This window comes from Rathayibacter sp. VKM Ac-2835, from assembly GCF_013266705.1.
Lineage (GTDB): Bacteria > Actinomycetota > Actinomycetes > Actinomycetales > Microbacteriaceae > Rathayibacter.
The window spans coordinates 543710-562236 of the sequence record NZ_JABSNQ010000001.1 but is presented as its reverse complement, the minus strand read 5'-3'; the positions used below and the strand labels follow the sequence as shown (position 1 = coordinate 562236).

The window sequence follows — 18527 nt, the reverse complement described above, 5'->3', positions numbered from 1 at the left end:
CTCACCGTAGAGACGCGACTTGCCGCCCTGGCTGAAGTGAACAATGCCCCGCCGACGGGTCCCCCGAACGCGGCTCCCGAGTCGCGCTTGCGCGACGTCTGACGGGATCGGAGCGACATCGTGTCGTTCCCGAGAACGCTGAAGCGGCCGCCGTCCAAAGACGACGGCCGCTTCTCTCTGCAGCGCAGGGCGCTATGGCGTGGTGCTGACCTGCGCCGCGTACTTCGCCTCGGTCGCCGCCTTCTGCGGCCGCCACCACTCCTCGTTCTCGCGGTACCACTGCACGGTCGCCGCGAGGCCGGACTCGAAGTCGGTGTAGCGCGGCTCCCAGCCGAGCTCGGTCCGCAGGCGCTTCGAGTCGATGGCGTAGCGGAGGTCGTGGCCGGGCCGGTCGGTGACGTGGTCGAAGGCGTCGGCGCCCTGGCCGAACTCCTCGAGGATCAGGGTGACGACCTCGAGGTTGTTCTTCTCGCCGTCCGCGCCGATCAGGTAGGTCTCGCCGATCGTGCCGCGCTCGATGATCGCCCAGACGCCGCTGTTGTGGTCGTCGACGTGGATCCAGTCGCGGACGTTCTCGCCGGCGCCGTAGAGCTTGGGGCGGATGCCGTCGATGACGTTGGTGATCTGCCGGGGGATGAACTTCTCGACGTGCTGGTACGGGCCGTAGTTGTTCGAGCAGTTCGAGATCGTGGCCTTGACGCCGAAGGAGCGGACCCACGCGCGCACGAGCAGGTCGCTGCCGGCCTTGGTCGAGGAGTAGGGGCTCGAGGGGTTGTACGGGGTCTGCTCGGTGAATTTCGCCGGATCGTCCAGCTCGAGATCGCCGTACACCTCGTCGGTCGAGATGTGGTGGTAGCGGACGTCGTGCTTCCGCACGGCCTGCAGCAGCGTGAAGGTGCCGATGATGTTGGTCTCGAGGAACGGCGTCGGGTCGTTCAGCGAGTTGTCGTTGTGCGACTCCGCGGCGAAGTGCACGACCAGGTCCGCGTCCGCGACCAGCCGGTCGACCAGCTCGGCGTCGGCGATGTCGCCCTCGACGAAGGCGATCCGGTCGGCGACCGGCGCGAGAGAGGCGCGGTTGCCCGCGTAGGTCAGTTTGTCCAGCACGGTGATCTGCGCGTCGGGGCGCTCGCGGAGGGTGAGGTGGACGAAGTTGCTGCCGATGAAGCCGGCTCCGCCGGTGACGAGGATTCGCACGAGTGCTCCTGCTGTGAGTGGGAGGGACGGGGACAGGGGCTTCCAGCAGGGACGTTACCGCACCCCGGGCGGCCGCCTGGACGGCGCCGGAGCGCCCGCTCGCCGTGAGCGGGTCCCGCTCCGCGGGCGACGTCCCGCGCAGGCGGACGCCGATGCCGCGCCCGAGCGCTCTTCGCCGGCCGTCCGCTCCTACCGTGTTCTGCGGTGCGGATCCGCGCCGGCGACGGAGAGGGGCAGCAGGCACCGTGCGACCCACCGCTCACCTCCCGCTGCACGCCGCCGTCGGGCTCGCCCACGCGCTGGTCGACGACGTCGCCCGGAGAGCCCGGGTCCGTGCGCTCTTCATCAAGGGCCCGATCGCCGATGCGCATCGGATCCGCCGCCCCCATCCCTCCAGCGACGCGGACGTGCTGGTCGACCCGCGCGAGGCGGACCGGCTCCTCGCGCTGCTCGCCGAGCGCGGCTGGTCGGTCCGGCCGGGATCCGCCGCGCATCGCGCGTTCGTCACCCACTCGGTGACCCTCCTGCATCCCTCCTGGCCGTGCGACATCGATGTGCACACGAGCTGGCCCGGCTTCTTCACCGACCCGCAGCACGCCTTCGAGGTGCTCTGGCGGACCCGCTGCGAGATCGAGGTCGCCGGAGTGCCGGTCCGAGCGAGCGGAGTCGACGCGGCGGTCCTCGTCTCGGCCCTGCACAGCCTCCGCTCGCCGCACCAGCGGCGCAGCGAGGAGGAGCTGGACGAGCTCGTCGCGGCGGTCGCGGCCCAGCACCGGGAGGGGGCGGTGGCGGCACTGGCCGCCGAGCTGGGCTGCCTCGAGCCGATCGCACCCTTCCTCGCCCGGATCGGGGCGTCCGTCGCGCTGCCCGCCCGCCCGAGTCAGCAGTACGCGCTCTGGCGGCTGCGCACCCGTCGACCGAGCCGGACGGCGGACTGGCTGCTGGCGGTCGCGGAGGCGCCGACGCTCGCGGAGCGGCTCGTCCTGCTCCGGCGGGCGCTCCTCCCCACCCGTCGGGACCTCGTCGTCGATCACCCGCTGGCGCCCCGGACCGCCGTCGCTCGGCTGGGGCTCCGCGGGCGGCGGTTCGCGGCGGCGGCCGGCGCCCTCCCGGTCGCCGTCCGGGATCTCGTCGCCGTGCGTCGCGCTCGCACCGAGGTGCGCGGTGCCCCGGACCCGCGAGAGCGGACGGCCGAGCCTCGTCGATCCGATGCTCCTCCCGCCCCGGCGCCCGGCGGTCCTGCGGCCTCGAGCGTCGGCGGTGTCGACGGCGCGTCGGCGGAGACGACCGGCCACGCCGTGAGCGCGTCGTCCCGGCGTCCGCGGACCCGCGCCGGAGTGGCGACCATGGCGACGGCCGACGGCCTCTACCTCCTCCCGCTCGGAGCCCGGGGGCCGGCTCGGCCGTACCTTCTGCAGGGGGCCGCTCGGCTGCTCTGGGAGCTGTTCTCGGAGCAGGGATGCTGCACGCGTGCCGAGGCGGCCGCTGTCGTCCGCGACGCCCACGACCTCGAGGCTCTCGTCGCCGCGGACGCACAGGCCGACCTCGACCGGCTGCTCGACGACCTCGTCGAGCTCGGACTCCTGACGGGTTGATCCCAGCCGGCCCGCCGGCCGCCTCAGCGTGCGGACAGGAAGCGCCCCCGGCTGCCCGCGACGACGCCGCGGAGGATGGTGCCGGTCGTCGCGACCCGCCCCCATCGGAGGCCCCGGGCCGCGAGCGCAGCGCAGTACAGACCGCGATTGAGGGCGAACGCACGACGGCCGCGGCGTCCTGCCGTGCGGGCCAGCTCCAGGTCCAGGTACGTCCGGTTGCGGACGGCGAGGTAGAGCTCGCGCGTGTCGGAGGAGAGGAGGAGCGCGTCCGTCGCCGAGACGCGCTCCGCCGCCGATCGTCTCGAGTCGAGATCGTCGATCCGGCTCAGGGGGTGAAGGGTGATCGTGAAGCCGGCCCGCGTCAGCCGTCGCGTCCACTCCCGGTCGTCGCCCTTGAGCACGAACTCCTGACGCGGCGGTTCCACGTCCGTGAGCGCGGCCCGCGAGACGAGCAGACCGCCGTAGGGCGCGACCGGAATCACGATCGGCTCCTGCGGCCGACCTCCGCAGCGACCGCCGGCGCGTCGGTCGAGCAGCCGGCGGACGTCGTTGTCGAGGAAGCGGCCAGGGCTCGGGAACACCTCGGCGGCGGGCCGACCCGAGACGAGCTGGGACTGGTAGACGTCGGTCTCGCGCAGGCTCGCGTGGCAGGCCCTCGGATCGAGCGCCAGGGGCGAGGCCAGCAGCACGGCGAGGGCGTCCGGCCGCGGGACGGTGTCGTCCTCGAGGAGCCAGGCGTAGTCCGGCTCCTGCGTGCGGCAGTACTCGATCGCCGCCCGGAAGCCTCCGGCCGTGCCGAGGTCGTTGGGCAGGACGGTGCAGCTCACGCGCGCGTCCACGTCCGCCGGGAGCAGCTCGCGCAGCACGCGCTCCTGCCCGCCGTTCCCGCTGAAGACGACGTGCACCGATTCGGCACCCGCCTCCAGCGCCGCCTCGACGACGCGGGCGAGCATCACGCTGCGCCTGCCGGAGGTCACGGTCACGGCGATGACCCTGGGTGCGGTGCCGTTGAGGCGTCGGAGCATGGCGGTGGTCTCTTCTTCAGTCAGGGGCGGGAGCGCGGGGCGGACCGCCGTTCTCGGGACGGCCTCTCACGCAGGAGGACAGGAACGACACCGTACACGAGAACATGAGTCCGACTCGTGTATGCAGGAGAATCTCTCAGCTCCGTGTCCGTCGAGTCGCTTCTCCCGCCCGGTCCCGCCGACAGGGGGCGCCCTCCTCGGCGAGGACGACGTCGAGCACGCGCTCCGCGTACGCGCTCCAGTCCGTGATCGACGTCGCTGCGGAGCGCGCCGCCTCCGCGACCGCCCGCCGGGTCGTGCGATCGAGCAGCGGCACCCGGCCGAGCGCCTCCCTGAGCGCCTCGACGTCTCCAGCGGGCAGGACCGTGCCGGGCAGCGCACCGAGGAGAGCGGAGGCGCCGTTGGCGTCGGTCGTGATCACCGGGAGCCCGGAGGCCGCGGCTTCGGCGACGACCAGCGAGCAGGCGTCCTCCAGCGTCGGGAGGACGAACGCGTCGGCGGCCCGGAACTCCCGCGCCAGCTCGTCCGCGGACAGCGGTCCGGCGACGATCACGTTCGAGGGGGCGCCGCGCAGGATCCGCCGATCGAAGACGCCGCCGGCGAGGACGAGGTCCACCGGCAGTCCTCGGACGGCGTCGAGGAGCTGGGGGATGCCCTTCCGGCGGGAGACGTGGGCCGCGCAGACGAGCCGTGGCCGCTCGGGGTGGCGTTCGACCGCCGGCCCCTCGGGGGTGAAGCCTTCCAGGCTCACGCCGTAGGGGATCTCGACGATCTTCGCGCGATCGACGCCGTAGCGCGCCATCTGCGCCGAGACGATCGCCGACGGCGTGAGGACGACGTCGGCGAGCCGCAGCTCCTTCTCGATCCGGCGCACCAGGCGCGCGGGGTAGCGCTCGTCCCAGCTCCGACGACGGGAGAAGTGCCGGAGGAGCTCGCGGTTGTGTGCGCGCGGATGCGCGTCGACGGCATGGAAGACCCGCCGGGCGCCGGGGTGGGCGCGGAAGAGCGCGAGGCAGGCGCCGGGGAAGCCCAGCACGACCCGGGCCTCCGCGAGGTCGACGGACGCCGCCGCCCGGTCGAAGAGGATCTTGGAGAGGTAGGAGGCCCGCAGTGCGAGGCCGGGACAGGGCAGCCGGAGACCGGCCCGGAGCACCACCTCCGCCAGGTGCGACACCCGCTCGACCCGGTGGGCGGGGCGGGACGCGTAGCCGTCCCGCAGCGCGCGCATCCGCCGCCCGAACGGCGTGCCGGCCGCTGCGGACGGAAGGGGGATCGAGGCGGCGCGAGCGACCAGTCCCGTTCGAGGCAGGATCTCCGCGGCCAGGGCGCCCCGCGCCGCCGCTCCGGCGACCAGGGCTCTCGCCGCTCCCTCGGAGTACGGACTCACGACGACGAGTGCACGGCTCGACGCCGTCATCGCAGCACCGCCCGGAGCTCCTCGCCGATGCGCCGGACGAACTCGGCCTGGGAGAAGGTCACCGCGCAGTGCTCGTGCGCAGCGCGTCCGAACGATGCGACGGAGGCGCGATCCAGGGCCTCGAGGACGGCGACCCACTCGTCGACAGCACCGGGGGTGATCGTGCGCCCCGTCACTCCGTCCAGCACGATCTCCGGGAGCCCGCCCGAGCGGCTGACGAGCGCTGCGCGTCCGGCTCCGGCGGCTTCCAGGGCGATCGTCGGCAGGGGATCGGGCGCCGTGCTCGGCACGACGACCACGTGGGCCGCGTCCAGCACGCTCCGCACGTCCTCGCACTCGCCGCGCACCTCGACGGACTCGCCGTTCCGCATGCCGGCGACGATCCCGGGGACGTCCACGCCGGCTCCGCAGAGCGGCGGCCCGCCGAGGACGATCAGCCGCACGTCCCGACGCTCGAGTCGGCTCCACACCCGGAGGAAGTGCTCGTGGCCCTTCCACGTGTTCCACCGGCTCGCGAGAACGAAGACGAGGTCGTCTCCCTCGGGGAGAGGGACGGGCGGGGCGCTCTCGAAGCCGTTGTAGACGACGCTCGACCGTCTCCGGTTGGACGGGTCCAGCGTGTCCGCGACCGCCCGGCTCACGACGACGACGCGGTCCGCGCAGCGGAACAGCAGATTGAGGACTCGCCGCTCGATCCCTCGGCTGTGCTCGTGCAGATGCAGGAGCGTCGGCGCACCGAGGAGGCGCGCGACGGGCAGTGCGAGCGCGAGCGCTGCGGTGTTCACGTAGACCAGTGCCGGGTCGAGGTCGCGGAGCGCCCGACCGGTCGCCCTGATCCGCCGGAGGAACGCGGGGAGATGGCGCGGGCGGAGGTACGCGCGGCGCAGCACGGGCAGCGGCATGCGGCGCACGGTGATGCCGCGCCCCTCGAGCAGGCACGAGAGCGGGCGGGCCGGGTAGTCGAGGTCGTCCGGCAGCCAGACCTCGGCCGTCGTTCCCTCGGGGACCGCTCGCACCGCCTCGAGGAGGACGCGATCGGCGCCGTACGCCTCGTCCGAGGGATGCAGGAACAGGACCGTCGACGGGCGCGACGCCGCTGCCGGGAGACCGCCTCTCCCGTCGGCCGCCCTCCTCACCGGCTCGCCTGCGGCCGGCGCAGCGTGCGCGGACGGGTCGAGTGCGGCGCTGCGCCGTCGGCGAGCGCGGCCAGCGTCTCCTCGTAGCCGGAGCAGACGGCCTCCCAGGTGTAGTGCTCCCGGGCGCGCGCGAGGGCCGCTCGGCTCGCCGCGCACTGCCCGTCGGCGGAGAGGAGCATCCGCCGGACCGCGGCGGCGATCGACGCGGCCTCCGGTGCGACGAACACGCCGCCCTCCCCGAGCACCTCGCGGTTGTAGACGGTGTCGCGGGCCACGACCGGGGCGCCGCAGGCCATGGCCTGGACGAGCGCCGGGTTGGTGCCGCCCACGCTGTGCCCGTGGAAGTAGGCGCCGGCGTGCTGCCAGAGCGAGAACAGCCGGGCGTCGTCGCGGAGGTGGCCGAGGTAGTGGATGCGCTCGTGCGCCGCCGCGAGGCGCTCGGCCCGCACGTCCAGCACGCCGCTGCAGCCGGTCGACCCGACGATGACGACGTCGTGAGTGCGCGCGATCTCGGGAGCGGCGGCGAAGAACTCCGCGATGGTGTTCTCGGGCACGAACCGCGCGACGACGAGGGCGTAGGACCGGTGACGGAGTCCGGGCTCGACGGGCAGGGCGGGCGGGACGTCGCCGCCGTAGGGCAGGAAGACGCCGTCGCGCTGGAAGTCGGTGCTCCACCGCCGGGCGATCTCGTGCGCGTCGAAGGCGAGCTCGGTGGCGTGCGCGGCGGTCATCCGCGCCCCCGTGCGGAAGACGGACCGTGCGAGAGGCCCCCACTTCTCCCGCTCCCACTCCATGCCGTCCACGTTGACGAGGGTGGGGATGCCGGCCCGGGCGAGCAGCGGGAGGAAGAGGCCGTTCGCGGCGTTCATGACCAGGGCGACGTCGGGGGCACGTCGCACCGCGTCCCGGGTCGCGCTGAGTCCGTGGCTCAGCGTGCTCAGCGACCGGGTGTCCCAGCCCGAGGTGACGACGGTGCGGACCCGCGGGTCGCGGTCGGCGGCGTCATCGACGGTCGCTCCGGGGCGCCCGTAGACGGTGACGTCCCAGCCCGCCTCGACGAGGTGGGGGGCGAGTCGGCGGACCGCGGTCTCGAAGCCGCCGTAGTAGCTGGGGTAGCCGCGCGTTCCGAGGACGGCGAGGGATCTGGGCATGGCGGGGACGTTAGCCGCGCGCCTGCGGGCACCCGCCCGAGGGCGGGTGTTCGTCGGGTGACTGGCGCGCGGCGTCCCTTCGACCGTGTCAGACGCGCCGGAATCGACGCAGAAGGCGCAGGATGCGGGTCGTGGTCGATCGACGGCGGAGGCCCACGTAGGCGGACGGTGCCACGGCGACGAGCACCAGCGCGGCGGCGACGGCGAGGTGCCCGTCGCGGGCCGTGCGGACGATGTCGCTCGCCCGGACATCGGCCGAGACCTCCCGCTCGAGCGTCCGGCCCACGTCGTCCGTGGACGGGAGCTCGGCGACGCGGTGCAGGGCGGACAGGTGGGCGACCCGGGCCGTGTAGGCGCTCGCCGAGGGGTGCGCGGCGAGCCGCGGGAACTCCGCCTCGAGCAGGCCCACGACGTGACGGACGTTCCTCGACAGGTCGAGGAGGTCGACGCTCAGGCCGTCCGTGATGGCTCCCTGGCGGACGGAGTACACGTAGAGCTCGCGATCGATGAAGGAGACCGTGCGCGCTCGCGCGAGCAGGACGGCCATCAGCGCGGTGTCCTCGTAGGAGCGGGAGCGCGGGAAGCGCAGGCCGTCGTAGAGCTCGCGACGGACGAGCTTGTTCCAGAGGGAGGCCCAGAGCCGGAACTCGAAGAGCTCCACCACGGCGTCGCAGCCCGTCCAGAGCCGTGGCCCCGTGCGGGGCATCGTCGCGACGGCCAGGCGCTCACCCGACTCGCCGATCGCGAGCACTCCGGTGACGACGACGCCGACGTCGGCGGTCATCGCCTCGATCATGGCGGCGAGCATGTCCGGGTCGACGCGGTCGTCCGAGTCGACGAACCAGAGCACCTCTCCGCGGGCGTGCTGGAGGATCGTGTTCCGCGCCTCGGCCAGGCCGCGGTTCGTCTCGTGGACGACGACCTCGACGGCGAACGCCGGGGGAGCGTGCTCGATCGACGCCGACGCCTTGGCCATGGAGTCGTCGGGACTCCCGTCGTCGACGAGGACCACCTGCACGGCGCATCCGGCGGGGAGCCGGAGCGCCCAGAGCGAGGAGAGGCAGCGCTCGACGTAGGCCGAGACGTTGTAGACGGGGACGCCGATCGTGACCGAGCGGGGCGTGGTCGCGGGGCGGACGGTCATCGGCGGCCTTCCCCGCCCTCGTTCTCCCCGCCGCCCATCGGCTCCCGTCCCAGCAGGCGGTCCGCGGCGGCGAGCAGATCGGGCGCCACCGCGTCCGCTGTGAACGCGTCGATCCCTCGCGACGCGTTCTCGGTCAGCCGCTCCCTCAGCTCGGGCTCCTCGAGCAGACGCGCGATCGCACCGCCGAGGACGGCCGGATCGTCGCGCGGCACCATCAGCGCATCGACCCCGTCCTCGCAGAAGTCGTCGAAGCCGCTCCCCGTGGTCACCACGAGCGGGGTGCCCACGGCCTTGACCTCGAGCGCGGCGTTGCCGAAGCCCTCCCAGCGCGAGGGGCAGGTCACGATCGTGGCCGCACGGATCGCCGCGTAGACCTCTCCGCCGGCGACGTGGCCGAGGAAGGTGAAGCGGTCGTGGCGCTCCTCGGCGATCAGGGCGAGCAGCTCCTCCTCGGTCGGCTCGAGGAAGCAGAACGACCCCGCGAAGACGAAGGAGACGTCCGGGCGGGCCGCGGCCAGTTCGTCGAACGCCCGCATCGCGGTCAGGACGCCCTTCCGCCGCTCGATGCGGCTGAGGAAGAGGACCACGGGCCCCGGGCCCGCCGGCCAGCCGTCAGGGAGGCTGCTGGTCTGCGCGCTCCGCTGCACCGCCGGCACGTCGATGCAGTTGCGCACCACGACGGAGGGCGGGAGCGCGGGGATCCGGGCCGCGTACCAGTCCCGGACGGCTCGGGAGATGGGGATGAGGCCTCTGGATCGCGTCATCTGGCGCTTCTCGAGGCGCTTCTGGAGGGCGATGACGAGGCGCGTGCGGAGGGTGCGGCCCCGTGTCGAGGCGCCCGCGATCCAGTCCGCGATGTGGAACCCGGTCGCGAGGTTGGTCAGCAGCGGCGCACGCCGGGGGAGCAGCGCGCCGAGCCCCTCCCACTCGGCGAGGAACACCGCGTCGTAGCGGGAGCGGCGCACGAGCGCCCGCAGGTGCAGCGCCCGCCCGATGAGCGGCCAGACGGCGGGCCGGCGCCGCAGACGGACGTACTCGAGGATCCGGACGCCCTCCAAATCGAAGCCCTCGAGGGGAGGATCCCAGTGGTAGACCACGAGATCGACCTGCACGCCCGCTCGCACGAGTGCCGGCAGCAGGGAGGCGAAGCCGCGCCCGATCCCGCCGGTGAAGGGCGTCAGCCCCGCGTACTCGGTCGTGGCGACCAGCCAGCGACGCTTCGATTCCATGGGCACTCCTCGGGACGGCCGAGGACTCGGTGTCCAGCGGCGCGCAGGACGCTATCAAGCAGGCGGGGAGCCGGGTGCTCCGCGGCGCGGGCCTCTCCCTGGTTGGCGCGGCAGCACCGCAGCTCGTTCTCCGGTCGACGGGTTCCGGATCCTGGCGGCGAGTGGTTCCCGTCGCGGTCGAGACCCGGTCGGGGGGCGAGGAGAGGCTGGTTCTCGAGTGAGGGATCCACCGGGGAGGGAGGACGCGGCAGGTGCGAGACGCACCGGCCGGGCTCTCGCCTCGGCGAGAGTGAGCGCGATCGCGGAGGCCGGGACGATCAGCGCGGCCGGTACCGATTCGGAGAGATTGAAGGCGGAGGCGGAGACCGCCCACGCGATCAGCATCGCCGGTCCTGCGATCGCGCCCCGGGCGATCGAGCGCGTGAGCACGATCAGCAGATGACCGAGGAGAAGGACCGCGCCGATGACGCCGTAGCTCAGGATCAACTGCCAGAGACTGCTCTCGAGCACGTAGTGCCGTCCGCCGTTCTCCTGGAAGACGGTGCTCGAGAGGCCACCCCCCGACCCGAAGATCCCCGACTCCGTGGGCAGCAGCCTCAGTCCGATCCGCAGGACGAGGTCGCGGACCTCGGCGGAGAGCCTGCCCTCCTGGGTGGAGGACCGCGAGTCGAGCGCCTCCGGTCCGATGACGGCCACGGTCACGGCGAGCGCCGCGACGACGAGAGCGAGCCGGACGAAGCGGCTCCCCGTGAGCCGCAGGACCGTGAGGCCGCAGGCGATCGCCATCCCGGTGCCGATCGCCGCCACTCCACTGCGGGACCCGGTGAGGAGCACGGCGGTGCAGCAGGCCGCGAAGGCGACGAGTGCGCCCGGACGGCGCCCGGAGAGGAACAGGCCGAAGGCGAGCGAGCCGACCGACGCGAAGAACGTGCTGTTCACGAGCGGATGCCCCAGCGTCGTGAGGATGCGGTACTCGCTCCACTCCTGGGTCAGCGGGAAGGGACTCGCTTCGTAGAGCGCGGCGTAGACGTTCGACTGCGTCCCGGCCTCGACCATCCCGAGCACGGCCAGGACGACGGAGACCAGGAGGAGCGCGGCGCTGAGCGGCCGGAAGACGGAGGCGTCGCTCAGGCACAGCGGCAGCGCGATCAGAGCGAGGATCAGGACGGAGGTCGTCGCCAGGACGGTCTCGAGCTGCCCGTGCGGTCGGAGGCCCGGGAGGATCAGCGTGTACGCCGCGAAGACGATCGCGGGCAGCAGCGGGAGTCCGCGGAGCCACGGGGGCGGCGCACCGCCGGTCGCGACGGCGAGGAGTGCCGCGAGGACGATGAGCGGACTGAGCAGGTTCAGGGGCTGCGGTGCCGACAGGTGATCGAAGGGGATCGCCGCGTAGAGCACGATCACCACGATCCAGGCGGCGGCGGGGGAGAGCCGCCGTGCGACGACGAGCACGACCGAGGCGGCGGCCGCGAGCAGCGGGATCTGGCGAGAGCCCGAGACGATCCAGAAGACCGCCCCGCCGAGGAGGAGGGCGGTGAGGGCGAGGTACCAGACCGCGGTGGATCGCGGCGTCGGCGTCCCTCGGCGGGGAGGAGCCGGGGGTGCGGCCATGGGTGTCCTTCCGGGTCAGCGGGTCGAGGGGTCAGGGGGTCAGGGATCGGTGGGTCGGTGGGCTCGTGGATCCGGGCGCGGCCGGCTCACCCGTACTGCAGGAGCGCGAGGCCGTAGCCCGCTGCTCCGAGGAGTGCGCCGATCGCACTGCAGATCGCGATGCCGAGGACGAAGGCGCGGCCGAGGTCGCGCGCGACGAAGGGCAGTCGACCCGCGAGGGCGATCGCGTCCCGCACCACGGCCGAGCACGCACCGAGCAGCAGATCGTGAGCGAGGCCTGCTCCGACCCCGATTCCCAGCCCGAGGCCGATCCAGTGCCAGGGCAGGAGCACGTTCGCCCGGCCCTGGACGATCAGGAAGGAGGACACGCACCAGACGCAGGCCAGAGGAACGGACGAGGCGGAGAGGACCGGCACGATCAGCAGTGCCGGATGCCAGGCGGGGTCGAGGATCCGCCCGAGTGCGAGGACGTCGATCGCGACCATCGTCGTCTGGACGGCCAGGGCGGCGCCGATCGCCTGCGACAGGATCGAGCGCAGCACCGCCCTGCGCTCCGTCTGCGTTCCCGCCGTGGCCAGCCGCGACCGGAGCACGTTCGTGAGCCCGAGGACGACGGCGTCCGCGACGGCGCGGGCGACCTGGCTCGCGATCGAGTAGAGACCCAGCGTCGTGGCGCCCGCGAGCGCGGTGATGATGATCCGCTCGGACTGGCCCTGCAGCCAGCCGAAGAGGTTGCTCTGCGCGGTCGGCAGCACGTAATCGCGCAGGACCGGTCGTCGAGGCTGGTCGGGGACGGGCGTCGTCGTGGTCCGCAGGAGCAGGAGGAGCAGGATCCCCTCGGTGATGCAGGTCTGCAGAGAGCCGGCCGCGATGCCGATGACGGGCGCGAGGGGTACGCAGACGAGGACCGAGGCGACGCTGCCGACGGCCTGACTCCGGGAGATCGAGGCCCAGCGCCCGTCGTACTGGGCGCGGGTCAGCGCGGGGATGCTCGCGCCCTGGAGCGCCGCGACGGCGACGAACGGCACGAGGGCCGAGGCCTGGGCGGGGGGACGCGGCCGAGGTCGCCAGCAGGGTTCCGACGACGGCCGCCATGATCGCCGCCCCGCCGCAGGAGATCAGCACGGCCGAGCGCCGGACCAGGTCCGCCCCGCCGTCCATGCGCCACAGTCCGACGCCGAGCTGGCGCATCGTGTTCTCCCCGACCTCCTGCAGCAGGGAGAGCGCGAGGAACGCCATCGCGTAGACGCCCGCCTCGGCGGGGGAGACGTGGACGGCGACGACGAGGCCGACCACCGCACTCGTGCCGCGCGAGACCAGGCGCTCGAGCGCGGCGTTCGAGGAGTTGCGCACCGTCGGAGACCGCAGCAGCGCGAGGATGCGGCAGATCATCGAGCGCCGGGGTGGGGAGCTCCGGACGCCCGAGCAGGGCAGGACGTACCGTCCATCGAAGGAGCCTCCCGATCGGGATCACGACGGCAGGCGAGCCGCCGGAACACCGTAGGACGGCCGTTCCTCGTCGCCTCGCCTGGCGCGTACGGGGGCGCGGATCGCCCGCTTCCGCTCCTCGCGCCCGCTTTTCGGCGCGGTCCGACGGCGTTCGGGCCGTCTGCCGGAGCGGTGTGCGCGCCCTCCGGGCGGTCGCGACCGGCGGTCCCGTATCATTGCGGCGTTATGGCACGCATCTACGACTGCTCCGTCGACACGGACCTCCTGACCGGCACCCGTCTCGCGCGAACGGCGATCGGCCGGGGCGAGCTCGTCGTCCTCCCGACCGACACGGTGTACGGGATCGCGGCCAACGCCTTCGACGCCGCCGCGGTGCAGCGCCTGCTCGACGCGAAGGGACGGACCCGGCAGTCGCCGCCGCCCGTTCTGATCGGCGACGTCGCCGCGCTCGACGCCCTCGCCGAGAACGTCCCCGAGGCGGTCCGCGAGCTCGCGAAGGCCTTCTGGCCCGGTGGCCTGACCATCGTGCTGCACGCGCAGCCCTCCCTCGTCTGGGACCTGGGCGAGACCCGCGGCACTGTCGCCCTGCGCATGCCCGACAACCCCGTCACCCTCGAGCTCCTCGCCGAGACGGGGCCGCTCGCGGTCTCGTCCGCGAACCGCACCGGCCGTCCGTCCGCCACCACCGCGCAGGAGGCGTTCGAGCAGCTCGGCGACTCCGTCGACGTCTACCTCGACGCGGGCGCCGCGGGCCGCCGCTACACCGACCGCCCGGTCGGCGCGAGCGAGTCCTCCACCATCGTCGACGCGACGGCGCTCAGCTTCGAGGGCGGCACCCTCCGCATCCTCCGCCAGGGCGTCGTCTCGGCCGAGAGCATCCGCGAGGTCGTCGGCGCCCTGCTGCTCGACGGCGTCGCCACGGCCGAGGAGCCCGAGGTCCCCGCCACGAGCCCGTCCTACGACGCCTCGACCGAGCTCAGCGATCCGACCGTCGAGGACGACGAGCCCGTCGCCGCGGAGGAGCAGCCCGCTCCCACGGCGCGACCGGACTGGGCGTCGCGCGCCCAGGTGCAGGACGAGCCGGCGGCGAGCGGCACCGCGCGCCCCGACTCCACCCCGGGTGAGTAGCCGATGATCACCTTCGTCCTGGTCTCGCTCGCCGTCGCGGTCGTGACCTGCGGGCTGTCGTGGGTCATCTGGAAGCTGAGCCTGAGGTTCAAGCTGTACCCGGCGATCCGGGTGCGCGACATGCACACGCGGCCCACTCCGCGCCTCGGCGGGATCGCGATGTTCCTCGGCATCCTCGTCGGGTTCGGCATCGCCTCGCAGCTGCCCTACTTCCGGCTGGTGTTCGCGAATCCCGAGCCGATCCTCGCGATCCTCGGCGCCAGCCTCCTCATCGTCCTGATCGGCGTGGCCGACGACATCTGGGACCTGGACTGGACGACGAAGCTCGCCGGGCAGATGATCGCCGCAGGCCTGATCGCCTGGAAGGGCGTGCAGATCGTCTCGCTGCCGATCGGCGGCCTCACCGTCGGCTCGCCCTGGATGTCGCTGATCATCACCGTGCTGGCGATCGTGCTCGTGACCAACGCGCTGAACTTCATCGACGGCCTCGACGGCCTCGTCGCCGGCGTCGCGCTGATCGCCAACGGCGTCTTCTTCCTCTACAGCTACCTGCTGGTGCAGCAGACGTCGCCGACCGACTACTTCAACCTCGCGTCGCTGATCGCGGTCGTCCTCGTCGGGGCCTGCGCGGGCTTCCTGCCGATCAACTGGCGTCCGGCGAAGATGTTCATGGGCGACGGGGGAGCGCTGCTCGTCGGCATGCTGATGGCGACCTCGGCGATCGCGGTCACGGGCCAGATCGACCCCTCGCAGCTGGCGGCGAAGGAGCTACTGCCCGCGTTCATCCCGATCATCCTGCCGTTCGCGATCCTGGTCGTCCCGCTGATGGACTTCGGCCTCGCGGTGATCCGACGGCTGCGGGCCGGCAAGTCGCCGTTCAGCGCCGACCGCAAGCACCTGCACCACCGGCTGCTCGACATGGGGCACTCGCACCTGCACGCCGTGCTGATCTTCTACGCCTGGACGGCGGTCGTCGCCTTCAGCTGCCTGCTGATGTTCGTCGTCGACGTGCTCTGGGTGCCGCTGGCCTTCCTCGCCGTCGGGCTCCTGGTCTGCACCGTCGTCACGCTCCTCCCGCTCAGCCGCCGCAAGCGGCTCGAGGCCGCGGCGCAGTCGGCGGAGGCGTCCCCCGTCCTCGATCCCCTCGACCGCGCGTCCGAGACCGACACGCGCCGTCCGCCGATCGGGCTCCCGCTCGGTCGCGACACGACAGCGCCGCACCCGGCGCGGAAAGAAGCATCATGACCGGAGCCTCCCCGGCCACCCCCCGCCCCCAGCCCGCCTCGGTGCCCGTCCTCCGGCGCACGCTCGCGATCGGCGGTGTCTTCGTCCTCGTCCTCGCCGTCGTCGGCACGCTGATCGGCTTCCTCGCGGCCGGCGGCGAGGGCGCGATCGGCGCCCTGATCGGCGCCGTCGTCGGCGGCGTCATGGTGGCGCTCACGGCCGCCAGCATCCTCGTCGCCAACCGGATGGACATCGGCGGCTTCTTCGCCGTGGTGCTCGGCACCTGGCTGGCCAAGTTCGTCCTGTTCGTGATCGCGGCGCTCGTGCTGCGCGACCAGCCCTGGCTGAACAGCACGGCGATGTTCGTGACGATCATCGCGGCGGTCCTCGGCTCCTTGGTGATCGACGTCCTCGTCGTCTCGCGCTCGCGCATGGCGAACGTCAGCGACATCGCCCGATGAGCACCGGCCGAGCGCCGTCTGAGAGGATCACGATTCGGCTCTCAGGCCGTTCTGTTGCTACAGTAGGGTCCAATCCCCGCAGGCGACGTGTGCCCGTCCTCAGGTCGTCTCATCGTTGATGTCGACCGCCGAGTGCGAACGCCGTCCGAGCGGAATACCCCACCTTTCGTCGTCGCGAGAGCGTTGTGTCCGAACGATTCACGTCGTCCGTCTGCCACGTGCCACGCCCCGAATTCCAGGAGCTAGCGCTGTTTGCTAACGCTGTGACCCTGTTGGTCTCGTCCTCGACCGGTGAGAGTGACTTCCACACCCCGTCGATCTCCGAGTTCTTCCCGCCCGGTTTCCTCTTCGAGGGAACCCCTTTCGAGATCAACCGCGTCATGCTGGTCCGCTTCATCGCGGTCATCGCACTGATGCTGTTCTTCTACCTCGGGACGCGCAAGATGCGCATCGTCCCGGGACGCTTCCAGAGCGTCGTCGAGATGGCCTTCGACTTCGTCCGCGTGACGATCGCCAAGGACATCCTCGGCGAGAAGGACGCGCGCCGCTTCCTGCCGATCCTGGTGACGATCTTCTTCGCGATCATCGCGATGAACCTCACCGGCATCGTGCCGTTCCTGAACATCGCGGGAACGTCGGTCGTGGGCATGCCGCTCTTCCTCGGTCTGGTGGCCTACGTCACCTTCATCTACGCCGGCATCAAGGACCGGGGGATGGGCTTCTTCAAGAACGCCCTGTTCCCGCCCGGAGCCCCGTTCCTGATCTACTTCATCCTCACGCCCATCGAGCTGCTGCAGACGTTCATCATCCGTCCGCTCTCGCTCGCCCTGCGGCTCGTGATGAACATGATCGTCGGGCACCTCCTCCTGGTGCTGTGCTTCTCGGCCACGCAGTTCTTCCTCTTCAGCTCGCAGATCGACCCGGGCTTCAAGCTCTTCGGTGTCGTGACCTTCGCCTTCGGCGGCGCCTTCACGCTCTTCGAGCTGCTGGTCGCGGTGCTGCAGGCCTACATCTTCACCCTCCTCGCTGCGGTCTACATCCAGTTGGCCGTCGCCGAGGAGCACTGACCCCACTACTCACGGGCTCCCGCCCGTTCACACGATCACCCCACTGAAAGGACCCACTCGTGGACTCAGTCACCGTTCTCGCCGAACTCACCGGCAACATCGCGACGGTCGGTTACGGCCTCGCAGCGATCGGCCCCGGCATCGGTGTCGGCATCGTCGCGGGCAAGACCGTCGAGGCCATGGCGCGCCAGCCCGAGATGGCCGGCCGCCTCCAGACCACGATGTTCCTCGGCATCGCGTTCACCGAGGTGCTCGCGCTCATCGGTCTCGCCACCTACTTCATCTTCGCGGCGTAGTCGTGTTCAGCACCGCTGTGAACATCGCTGCGGAAGAAGGTGACGTCCCCGCGGTCATTCTGATCCCGGAGTTCTACGACTTCTTCTGGTCGGGGGTGATCTTCCTCATCCTGCTGTTCTTCTTCTGGAGGCTGGTCCTGCCGCGCATCCAGACGATGCTCGACGCGCGCTCCGCCGCCATCGAGGGGAACATCGCGAAGGCCGACGAGGCCCAGCGACAGGCTGAGATCGCGCTCGAGAAGTACACCGCTCAGCTGGCCGAGGCCCGCGCCGAGGCCGGAGTGATCCGCGAGAAGGCGAACGCCGACGGCAACGCGATCGTGGCGGCGAAGAAGGAGCAGGCGCAGGCCGAGGCCGAGCGCATCCTCCACAACGCGCACGCCCAGATCGAGGCGGACCGTCAGGCCGCCGTCGTCGCCCTGCGCTCCGAAGTCGGAACCCTCGCCATCGATCTCGCCTCCGGCGTCATCGGCGAGAGCCTCAACGACGACGCGAAGGCGTCCGCGATCGTGGACCGCTTCCTCGCCGACCTCGAGGCCTCGGAGAAGGCGAACAGCTGATGGGCAGTGCGTCACGACAGGCTCTGACCGCCGCGAAGGCGGAGCTGTCCGCCTTCGGCGGTCATGTCCCGCTCGAGGCGGCTCAGCAGCTCTTCGAAGCGGCCCGGGTCATCGACTCCCAGGCGCAGCTCCGCTCGGCCCTCTCGGACCCGAGCGTGGAGGCGGCGAGCAAGCGTGCCCTCGTGGCCCGCGTGTTCGCCCCCTTCGACGTGGCTGCCAAGCGCCTGCTCACCGTCATCGCCGGCCACCGCTGGTCGAGCCCGAGCGACCTGGTCGCCGGGATCGAGGAGGTGGGGGTCCGCGCGATCGCGTCCTCCGCACCCGAGGGCGTCTCGATCGAGCGCGAGCTGCAGATGTTCGGCGCGGTCGTCTCGTCCGACGCCGGCCTCGAGCTGGCGCTCGGCAGCAAGCTCGCCGCCGCCGACTCGAAGGTGTCGCTCATCCAGCGCCTCCTCGAGGGCAAGGCGTCGGCGGAGACGCTCGCCATCCTCCGGCAGCTGATCGCGCACCCGCGCGGTCGCCGCGTCCCCGAGCTCGTCCGCTTCGCAGCGGGCGTCGTCGCCGACCAGGGCGGCTTCACCATCGCCACGGTCTCGGTCGCGGCTCCGCTGCACCCCGAGCAGCTCGACCGGCTCCGCTCGGCGCTCACGCGCCAGTACGGCCGCCCGGTCTCCGTCAACGTGCTGGTCGATCCCTCCCTCCTGGGCGGCATGCGATTGAACGTCGGCGACGAGGTCATCGACGGCACCGTCTCGGCGCGGCTGTCCGACCTGAAGCTCCAGCTCGCGTCCTGACGGACGCACGTATCCTCAGGGAGCGGCTCGCGCCGCCTCCGAC

The 18527-nt window shown here is 72.1% G+C and carries 17 protein-coding genes; 8 read left to right on the top strand and 9 right to left on the bottom strand.

The annotated features are described in order from the left end of the window. Positions 1 to 192 precede the first annotated feature (192 nt). The gene (gene rfbB / locus HRK28_RS02610) at positions 193 to 1197 is read right to left on the bottom strand and encodes a dTDP-glucose 4,6-dehydratase (protein WP_173250331.1); all 1005 of its coding nucleotides are present in this window, start codon (positions 1195 to 1197) and stop codon (positions 193 to 195) included. 245 nt (positions 1198 to 1442) lie between these two features. Between rfbB and HRK28_RS02605 the strand changes: the two genes are divergently transcribed. Beyond that, positions 1443 to 2792, top strand: coding sequence for a nucleotidyltransferase family protein (locus tag HRK28_RS02605; protein ID WP_173250330.1), 1350 nt, complete (start codon positions 1443 to 1445; stop codon positions 2790 to 2792). Between the two features lie 23 nt (positions 2793 to 2815). Here HRK28_RS02605 and HRK28_RS02600 read toward each other — a convergent pair whose 3' ends face one another. The 8 genes from HRK28_RS02600 to HRK28_RS02565 form a co-directional block, all read right to left on the bottom strand. Beyond that, the gene (locus HRK28_RS02600) at positions 2816 to 3817 is read right to left on the bottom strand and encodes a glycosyltransferase (RefSeq protein ID WP_173250329.1); all 1002 of its coding nucleotides are present in this window, start codon (positions 3815 to 3817) and stop codon (positions 2816 to 2818) included. A gap of 136 nt (positions 3818 to 3953) precedes the next feature. Further along, on the bottom strand, positions 3954 to 5204 hold the full coding sequence (locus HRK28_RS20700) for a glycosyltransferase family 4 protein (protein ID WP_173250328.1): 1251 nt from the start codon (positions 5202 to 5204) through the stop codon (positions 3954 to 3956). A 26-nt stretch (positions 5205 to 5230) separates the two neighbouring features. Beyond that, the gene (locus HRK28_RS02590; RefSeq protein ID WP_173250327.1) at positions 5231 to 6370 is read right to left on the bottom strand and encodes a glycosyltransferase family 4 protein; all 1140 of its coding nucleotides are present in this window, start codon (positions 6368 to 6370) and stop codon (positions 5231 to 5233) included. Beyond that, positions 6367 to 7521, bottom strand: a complete 1155-nt coding sequence (locus HRK28_RS02585; protein WP_173250326.1) for a glycosyltransferase — start codon at positions 7519 to 7521, stop codon at positions 6367 to 6369. The genes HRK28_RS02590 and HRK28_RS02585 overlap by 4 nt, the downstream gene beginning before the upstream one ends. Positions 7522 to 7609: 88 nt before the next feature. Next, the gene (locus tag HRK28_RS02580) at positions 7610 to 8665 is read right to left on the bottom strand and encodes a glycosyltransferase family 2 protein (RefSeq protein ID WP_173250325.1); all 1056 of its coding nucleotides are present in this window, start codon (positions 8663 to 8665) and stop codon (positions 7610 to 7612) included. Then, positions 8662 to 9894, bottom strand: coding sequence for a glycosyltransferase family 4 protein (locus tag HRK28_RS02575; RefSeq protein ID WP_173250324.1), 1233 nt, complete (start codon positions 9892 to 9894; stop codon positions 8662 to 8664). Before HRK28_RS02575 ends, HRK28_RS02580 begins: the two co-directional genes overlap by 4 nt. A 54-nt stretch (positions 9895 to 9948) precedes the next feature. Next, a complete protein-coding gene (locus tag HRK28_RS02570; RefSeq protein ID WP_173250323.1) occupies positions 9949 to 11505 on the bottom strand; it encodes a hypothetical protein in 1557 nt (518 codons plus the stop codon). An 86-nt stretch (positions 11506 to 11591) separates the two neighbouring features. Continuing rightward, positions 11592 to 12533, bottom strand: a complete 942-nt coding sequence (locus tag HRK28_RS02565) for an oligosaccharide flippase family protein (RefSeq protein WP_173250322.1) — start codon at positions 12531 to 12533, stop codon at positions 11592 to 11594. A 646-nt stretch (positions 12534 to 13179) separates the two neighbouring features. On the opposite strand from HRK28_RS02565, the gene HRK28_RS02560 reads away from it, so the two are divergent. The 7 genes from HRK28_RS02560 (at position 13180) to HRK28_RS02530 (ending at position 18484) form a co-directional block, all read left to right on the top strand. Then, the gene (locus HRK28_RS02560) at positions 13180 to 14082 is read left to right on the top strand and encodes an L-threonylcarbamoyladenylate synthase (RefSeq protein ID WP_173250321.1); all 903 of its coding nucleotides are present in this window, start codon (positions 13180 to 13182) and stop codon (positions 14080 to 14082) included. Positions 14083 to 14085: 3 nt separating this feature from the next. Continuing rightward, positions 14086 to 15327 (top strand): MraY family glycosyltransferase, encoded by a 1242-nt coding sequence (locus tag HRK28_RS02555; RefSeq protein ID WP_160088405.1) that lies wholly within the window; start codon positions 14086 to 14088, stop codon positions 15325 to 15327. Beyond that, positions 15324 to 15767 carry a hypothetical protein gene (locus tag HRK28_RS02550; protein WP_160088407.1) on the top strand — a complete coding sequence of 148 codons (444 nt, stop codon included), beginning with the start codon at positions 15324 to 15326 and terminating at the stop codon, positions 15765 to 15767. Before HRK28_RS02555 ends, HRK28_RS02550 begins: the two co-directional genes overlap by 4 nt. Positions 15768 to 16030: 263 nt before the next feature. Beyond that, the gene (gene atpB / locus HRK28_RS02545; RefSeq protein ID WP_123445503.1) at positions 16031 to 16834 is read left to right on the top strand and encodes a F0F1 ATP synthase subunit A; all 804 of its coding nucleotides are present in this window, start codon (positions 16031 to 16033) and stop codon (positions 16832 to 16834) included. 59 nt (positions 16835 to 16893) lie between these two features. Continuing rightward, entirely contained in the window at positions 16894 to 17130 is a 237-nt protein-coding gene (locus HRK28_RS02540) for an ATP synthase F0 subunit C (protein ID WP_055794702.1), read from the top strand. A gap of 2 nt (positions 17131 to 17132) precedes the next feature. After that, positions 17133 to 17690, top strand: a complete 558-nt coding sequence (locus tag HRK28_RS02535) for a F0F1 ATP synthase subunit B (protein WP_244231813.1) — start codon at positions 17133 to 17135, stop codon at positions 17688 to 17690. Then, positions 17690 to 18484 (top strand): F0F1 ATP synthase subunit delta, encoded by a 795-nt coding sequence (locus tag HRK28_RS02530; RefSeq protein WP_160088409.1) that lies wholly within the window; start codon positions 17690 to 17692, stop codon positions 18482 to 18484. The genes HRK28_RS02535 and HRK28_RS02530 overlap by 1 nt, the downstream gene beginning before the upstream one ends. Positions 18485 to 18527: the final 43 nt, after the last annotated feature.

Bases quoted from the DNA above. Each gene is read 5' to 3' on its own strand.
- HRK28_RS02560 (WP_173250321.1), top strand. From the start codon at position 13,180: ATGGCACGCATCTACGACTGCTCCGTCGACACGGACCTCCTGACCGGC.
- HRK28_RS02585 (WP_173250326.1), bottom strand. From the start codon at position 7,521: ATGCCCAGATCCCTCGCCGTCCTCGGAACGCGCGGCTACCCCAGCTAC.
- HRK28_RS02580 (WP_173250325.1), bottom strand. From the start codon at position 8,665: ATGACCGTCCGCCCCGCGACCACGCCCCGCTCGGTCACGATCGGCGTC.
- HRK28_RS02550 (WP_160088407.1), top strand. From the start codon at position 15,324: ATGACCGGAGCCTCCCCGGCCACCCCCCGCCCCCAGCCCGCCTCGGTG.
- HRK28_RS02530 (WP_160088409.1), top strand. From the start codon at position 17,690: ATGGGCAGTGCGTCACGACAGGCTCTGACCGCCGCGAAGGCGGAGCTG.
- HRK28_RS02575 (WP_173250324.1), bottom strand. From the start codon at position 9,894: ATGGAATCGAAGCGTCGCTGGCTGGTCGCCACGACCGAGTACGCGGGG.
- HRK28_RS02555 (WP_160088405.1), top strand. From the start codon at position 14,086: ATGATCACCTTCGTCCTGGTCTCGCTCGCCGTCGCGGTCGTGACCTGC.
- HRK28_RS02600 (WP_173250329.1), bottom strand. From the start codon at position 3,817: ATGCTCCGACGCCTCAACGGCACCGCACCCAGGGTCATCGCCGTGACC.
- HRK28_RS02570 (WP_173250323.1), bottom strand. From the start codon at position 11,505: ATGGCCGCACCCCCGGCTCCTCCCCGCCGAGGGACGCCGACGCCGCGA.